Raw genomic sequence first — 6,339 nt, forward strand, 5'->3', positions numbered from 1 at the left:
GCGAGCCGCCGCGCGAGGCCGCCGCCGGCACCGAACGGCTCGTCGACGGGGGCGATGGGCGAGGCGTCGTCGACCCCGACGCGTCGGCGCGCACGACCGCCGAGGGCGACGCGACGCCGGCCGTCACCGAACCCGTCGCGACCCACGACGGCCGGTCGGTCGAGGTTGCCGCGAACGTCGGGAGCGACGCGGAACTCTCTCCCGCCGCCGACCGCGGCGCCGACGGGATCGGGCTGTTCCGGACGGAGTTCCTCTTCCTCGACCGCGAGGCGCCGCCGAGCGAGGACGAGCAGTACGAGGCCGTGACCGCAGCCCTCTCGGCGTTCCCAGACGACCGGGTCGTCGTCCGGACGCTCGACGTGGGCGGCGACAAGCGGGTGCCGTACCTCGACCTGCCGAGCGAGGCGAACCCGTTCCTCGGGCGGCGGGGGATCCGGCTCTCGCTCGACGAGCACCGCGACCTGTTCGAGACGCAGCTCCGGGCGTTGTTGCGCGCGGCGGCCCACGAACACGGCGACGGGCTCGCCGTGATGGTCCCGCTCGTCTCGCGGATCGAGGAGGTCGACGCGGCCGTGGAAGCGGCCGAGTCGGTCGCCGCCGACCTCGCCGCCGAGGGGGTCGACCACGCCGTCCCCGAGCTGGGCGCGATGGTCGAGACGCCGGCCGCGGTCTTCCTCGCCGACCGGCTCGCAGACCGGCTCGACTTCCTGAGTATCGGGACCAACGACCTCACGCAGTACGTGATGGCGGCCGACCGCGAGAACGACGGCGTCGCCGCCTCCCACGACCCGCTCCACCCGGCGGTGCTGCGGGCGATCGACCGCACCGCGTCGGCCGCGGCGGGGACAGACGCGTGGGTCGGGATGTGCGGCGAGATGGCCGGTGACCCGGCGCTCACCGAACTACTCGTCGGGCTCGGGCTCGACGAGCTCAGCATGAGCGCGGTGACCGTTCCGGCGGTGAAAAATCGGATTCGAGAGGTCGACTCGGCGGAGGCGACGGCGCTCGCCGAGGAGGCGCTCGCGTGCGAGACGCGCGCCGAGGTCACAGACGCGTTGGGTCTCGACGCGGCGTGAGCGTCACAGCTTCTCCATGCCCCGAGCGGCCTCGGCCTGTTCGCGGACCGAGCCGAACGTGGCTGACGGGTCGGTCGCGGCGACGGCCGCGTTGACGGCGCCCTCCAAGACGGGCGCGTCGGCGATGACGGCCTCGGCGTCGCTGAGTTCCACGGCGACGTCGGCGTTCATCACGGCGCTCCCGAGGTCGACGAGGACGACGACCCCGTCCCCGTCGTCCGCGGCGTCGATGGCGCCGCCGATCGCGTCCGGAACGGTGCCGATCCCGCCCTGCCCGTCGCCGCCGACGGGCTCGATAGGCGTGTCGCCGGCCATCTCCGCGGCCACCTCGACGATCCCCTCCGCCGCGCGCTCGCTGTGGGAGACGACGACGAGCCCGACCATCAGTCGCCCTCCGGATCGGATGCGGTCGCTTCCTCCGACTCGTCCGGGATCGTCGGCGAGGTCGCGTCGACGTCGGGTGTCTCGCTGTCGAGCGCGTCGGCGGCGGTCGCGAGCAGCTCTTCGAGGATGTACAGCGCGCTCGTCGCACCGGGGTCCTGATGGCCGACGGAGCGCCAGCCGAGGTAGGAGGCGCGCCCCTTCTTCGCCCGGATCGGGACGGTGAACGCGACGCCGCGCTCGGCCGCGTCGACCGCCTTCGCGAGCGCCTCGAGCGGCGAGAGCTCGTCCGTCTCGATCGACTTCTTGAACGTGTGGACCGCCGGGGTGAGCGCGTCGACCATCGTCTGGTCGCCCACGCGGGCGTCGCCGCGGTCCTCGACCTTTTCCAGGTAGGTCTCGGCGAACGCCACGGCGCTCTCGGCGGTGACCCCGTCGTCGAGCTCCGCGCTCGCGAACACGAGCGAGCCGCCGAACAGCGGGCCGGAGGCCCCGCCGACCTCGGCCATGAGCGTCTTCCCGACGGTCTTGCAGACGGTCTGCGGGTCGGGGTCGTCGAGATCGCGGGCCGCCTCGGCGGCCGCCGCCCACCCGCGGGCCATGTTGCCGCCGTGGTCGGCGTCGCCGATGGCGGAGTCGAGGTCGGTCAGGTGATCGCGCTCCGCCTCGATGCGGTCCGCGACCGCCTCGACGGCCGCGACGACGGCCTCGCCGTCGCTCAGCGCCCCCGACGCCGCCTCCCCGTCTCCCTCCTCGCTCATTGGGTCTGAGTGAGCGCGGGGGTGTCGGCCGGCGCGCCGAGAAGCTCCTTCAGCTCGTCGTCGACGGCGCAGACGGTGACCGACGCGCCCGCCATGTCGAGCGAGGTCATGTAGTCGCCGACCCACGCGTCCCACGTCTCCAGCTCGTGCTCGCCGAGCAGCTCCTGCAGCCGGCGGTTGACGACGAACAGCTCCATCTGCGGAGTCCCGCCCATCCCGTTGACGATCGTGAGCACCTCTTGGCCGGCGTCCAGATCGAGGTCGTCGAGGACCGCCTCGGTCAGCGCGTCGGTGATCTCGTCGGCGCTCATCAGCTCGGTGCGCTCGGTGCCGGGCTCGCCGTGGATCCCGATCCCCAGCTCGATCTCGTCGTCGCCGAGATCGAAGGTGGGCTCGCCTTTCTCGGGGGTGACGCAGGAGGTGAGCGCGGTGCCCATGGTGCCGACGTTGTCGATCACCTTCTCGGCGACGCGCTTGACCTCGGACAGGTCAGCGCCCTCGGCGGCCTTCGCGCCGGCCGCCTTGTGGACGAGGATCGTCCCGCAGACGCCGCGACGCCCGGAGGTGTACAGCGAGTCCTCGACGGCGACGTCGTCGTCGACCACGACGCTCTCGACCTTGACGCCCTCCATCTCCGCGAGCTCGATGGCGGTCTCGAAGTTCATCACGTCGCCCTCGTAGTTCTTGATGATCGCGAGCACCCCGTCGCCCGCGTCGCAGGCGTCGATGAGCGCCTCGAACTCGTCTGCCGTCGGCGAGGAGAACACGTCGCCCGCGGCGGCCCCGTCGAGCATGCCGTCGCCGATGTACCCGGCGTGGGTCGGCTCGTGTCCGCTCCCGCCGCCCGTCACCAGCGCTACCTTTCCGTCGACCGGCGCGTCGTCGCGCACGACGACCTGCGTGTCCGGGAGCCGGCGGAGACGGTCCGGATACGCCGCGATCATTCCGTCTAGCATCTCGTCGACGACGTCGTCCGGCTCGTTGATCAGTTTCTTCATAACTAACGTCCATGACACTCCGTGATCTGTTAAAGATAGCGGGCCATCGGGAGTTGTCGACTTCGCGGTCGGAGCGGTCGGGGCCGGAGCGGTGCCGAACCGGACGGTCGCGCTTCTACCGTCGCGGAGGACTCGCTGACCGCTTTCGCCCTCTCCGAGTTCCCACAACGCGGGAATTATACTGATCAATTATGATAATTCTCGTGTACGTTCAAACGGGTGAAACCGAATGCCAATCGAAGACCTCGCTCGAAGTGACGCAGTCACAGCAGCTCCCGAAACCTCCGTCGCCGAACTTGCAGCAACCATGGACGAGGAGAGCGTCGGGAGTGTCGTGATCGCGAACGGCGGGACGCCCGTCGGGATCGTCACGGACCGAGACTTGGCCGTTCGCGTCCTCGCCGCGGAACGCGATCCGGCCGAACAGACCGCCGAAGACGTGATGACCGACGAGCTCTGTACGGCCGAAGCCGACACCGGGTTCTACGAGGCGACCAGCCTGATGGCCGACCACGGAATCCGCCGGCTCCCCATCTGTGAGGGAGACACTCTCGTCGGAATCATCACCGCCGACGACGTGACCGAACTGCTCGCAGACGAGCAGCAACAGCTCGGCGATCTCATCCGGGCCCAACGGCCCGAATACTGACCACCGATGCCGGAAGAAGAGCTGTTCAAAAGCGAGGAAGAGATCGAGAGAGCGGCGATCTCGGACGCGTTGCGTGACGCCGCGGATCAGATAGAATCCGGGGACGTCACGTTGGTGAGCGGTGCGAACGAGCGGGCCGTGAGGGTTCCGGAACGCGCTCGGTTCGAGGTCGAACTCGAACGGCTCACGGATTCGGAGACCGGCGACCAGCGGTACGAGCTCGAATACGAAATCAGGTGGACGAAATAACGCTCGTCTCGTGCCAACTTCATCCCCTGCACGCGGCACCCGTTTTTTATGCCTCTCTGACCGTTTCAACAGAGGCGACTATTGAACGTTAGGACGGCATTAGGTGGCTGGGGAGTTCCCGGCCCCTACCACGCCACGGCCAAAGATCGTGGACGCTGTAGGTGGGCCAACACGGGCTTGGCGGTTCAGTCTGCCGATTCTGCCGTCAGTTGAGTCTCGTTTTGCATTAGACATCCTCCGGAATGTGCTCCTGCCGGCGGCGGGCGCGCTCCCGATTGCCGGCCTTGTCGTAGTGTTTCTCCAGTACGTCCTCCGAGGCGTCGCCGCGGTCGCTGATGTTCGTCCGGTCGAGCACAACCCCAACGGGAATGCTTGCGAGCACCGCCGCCCCGAACATGACACTCACGAGGGGGCCGGCCTCCGACGCGCTCACCCCCAACGAATCCCGAATGACCGGCGTTACGCTCACCCAAACCCCAGTTAGTGTCCGTTATATGCCTTGATCCACCAAGCAAGAATGCTATACACTTTGCTTAATAAATATTGATAACATGGAGCGAGTTCTGAACGAGGTAACGAACACAGTACACAAACAGGCGATCGGTACATCCGCCATTAAGACCCCCTGTGGCATCACGTATAACGTCGCAGACGATCACCTTCGTCAGACATCTGCTAACGATCTCGTCACGACTGCCACAAAATGCGGCCGGTGTTTCGAGGATGGAGGCGGATACTGAGTAGGGCCCGTCAGTTGAGATGACTGTCTCGGGCTGTTGCTCTCTCGGACAACACTGTCACTGCCATGACGACCACATTCTCTGTCTCGGTCATACTGTTACTGACAAAATTCGAGTAATTCTCTCGGCTACTGCTGTATACACAGCGCGAATGTGGTACGAATCGAAGCCGACCTACGAAAGAGAGTGGTCGGTCAGTACGGAAGAAAGATCTATCGCTCAAGGCCGCAATTTCCTCGTGATACGTCAAAAAATGCACTGAATACAATGTGATTTTTCAATCAATCTCTACGAATTAATGACAGACTGCTCCCCACAAGATTAAAAATCTTGATAACTATTCTTTAACACGATATGTGCGGGCTTGAATACGATACTGACCATCGGATTGTCCGAGCAACTACCAATGTACCTGCATTTACTTGATCGGCTCAGGTGCCCGAGCTGCCGGTCGGATCTCCAAGTGGAAACGGAAGCGAGGATTACCTGCACAAATAACCGGACGGATCTTGAGGAGGGCATTATCCGCTGCCAGTCCAATCCCAGCCACCGCTATCTAGTGGTTGACGGAGTGGCGATCTTGGTTCCTGAATTCAACGAATACCTCACGGCCAAACCGGATATGCGAGAAGAGATACGTCAGATGGCAAGCACGGAGACAGGCACGTACTTCATCGACAAAAACTCCGACCCTGTCGAGAAAGCCCAATCCGATGGTTGGGAAGACCTACAGACGAACTACATCTGGGCACATTTCGACTCGATTACGACAGATGATCTGTTCGTAGAGTGCATGCCAGAGGGGATCCAGCCTGTCCTTCCGGACGGTGCCGACGCGATCAAGGCGACAGTCGAATCAATGTTGACACCGCCGAGCACGGAAGAGTCGCTAGGGATCGACATCGGTTCATCCGTCGGGGGACTCACACATGTGCTCTCAACTGCCGTGGAAACTGCCCTCGGCTGTGATCGGAGCTTTCGAGCGATCCGAATGGCACGCCAGATCCGAGATGCTGACGGCGAATTCACCTACGAGGTCCCACTGGAGGGAACAAGAACCGAATCTCGAACTATTGAGGTAAACGTACCCAATCCAGCGAGAGTCGAGTTTGTCGTCAGCGAGGCGGATGCGCTTCCCATCGAGTCCAACAGCGTTGATTCCGCACTCTCGATGAATATGATCGACGTGGTTTCTTCCCCTCGAACACATCTAACGGAAACTGACCGCGTTCTTAACGAATCCGGGCAATTGATCGTCGGCGACCCGTATGACTGGTCTAAGGTGAGTCCCGCCGAGACAACGGACTGGATCGGAGGCACTGAACAGACCCCCTCGGAGCAGAAGCTCCGGGAAATACTCACCAAAGAATTGAATCACTCGATCACGGAAGAGCAGCCAGCAGTGCCCTGGAACCTGCGGTTTCACGACCGCCGATACTCGATATTGATCACCGACTGCATCGCATGTCGAAAGTAGTGTGAGGG

Annotated in this window: 7 protein-coding genes and 1 pseudogene; 4 read left to right on the top strand and 4 right to left on the bottom strand. The window is 64.4% G+C overall.

All coding sequences use genetic code 11. From position 1 onward, the window contains the following. Positions 1-1,076, top strand: a 1,076-nt coding sequence (locus OQF71_RS13395; RefSeq protein ID WP_303655268.1) for a putative PEP-binding protein, incomplete at its 5' end; no start/stop codon positions are given. 3 nt (positions 1,077-1,079) lie between these two features. Here the strand turns inward: OQF71_RS13395 and dhaM are convergent. Genes dhaM through dhaK form a run of 3 tightly spaced genes read right to left on the bottom strand, consistent with a single transcriptional unit; the run spans position 1,080 to position 3,216 of the window. Continuing rightward, positions 1,080-1,460, bottom strand: coding sequence for a dihydroxyacetone kinase phosphoryl donor subunit DhaM (gene dhaM, locus OQF71_RS13400; RefSeq protein WP_280588262.1), 381 nt, complete (start codon positions 1,458-1,460; stop codon positions 1,080-1,082). Beyond that, the gene (gene dhaL, locus OQF71_RS13405) at positions 1,460-2,218 is read right to left on the bottom strand and encodes a dihydroxyacetone kinase subunit DhaL (RefSeq protein WP_280588263.1); all 759 of its coding nucleotides are present in this window, start codon (positions 2,216-2,218) and stop codon (positions 1,460-1,462) included. The genes dhaM and dhaL overlap by 1 nt, the downstream gene beginning before the upstream one ends. After that, on the bottom strand, positions 2,215-3,216 hold the full coding sequence (gene dhaK / locus OQF71_RS13410) for a dihydroxyacetone kinase subunit DhaK (RefSeq protein WP_280588264.1): 1,002 nt from the start codon (positions 3,214-3,216) through the stop codon (positions 2,215-2,217). The genes dhaL and dhaK overlap by 4 nt, the downstream gene beginning before the upstream one ends. Positions 3,217-3,445: 229 nt before the next feature. Here dhaK and OQF71_RS13415 point away from each other — a divergent pair, with 229 nt between their 5' ends. Continuing rightward, positions 3,446-3,865 (top strand): CBS domain-containing protein, encoded by a 420-nt coding sequence (locus OQF71_RS13415; RefSeq protein WP_280588265.1) that lies wholly within the window; start codon positions 3,446-3,448, stop codon positions 3,863-3,865. Between the two features lie 6 nt (positions 3,866-3,871). Continuing rightward, a complete protein-coding gene (locus OQF71_RS13420; protein ID WP_280588267.1) occupies positions 3,872-4,114 on the top strand; it encodes an amphi-Trp domain-containing protein in 243 nt (80 codons plus the stop codon). Between the two features lie 334 nt (positions 4,115-4,448). On the opposite strand, the pseudogene OQF71_RS14615 reads toward OQF71_RS13420, so the two are convergent. Continuing rightward, positions 4,449-4,580, bottom strand: a pseudogene (locus tag OQF71_RS14615) (MFS transporter); the annotation flags it as partial. A 680-nt stretch (positions 4,581-5,260) separates the two neighbouring features. On the opposite strand from OQF71_RS14615, the gene OQF71_RS13430 reads away from it, so the two are divergent. Then, entirely contained in the window at positions 5,261-6,331 is a 1,071-nt protein-coding gene (locus OQF71_RS13430; protein WP_280588271.1) for a methyltransferase domain-containing protein, read from the top strand. The last annotated feature ends 8 nt before the right edge of the window (positions 6,332-6,339 follow it).

The organism is Halorubrum sp. Boch-26, from assembly GCF_029889805.1.
Lineage (GTDB): Archaea > Halobacteriota > Halobacteria > Halobacteriales > Haloferacaceae > Halorubrum.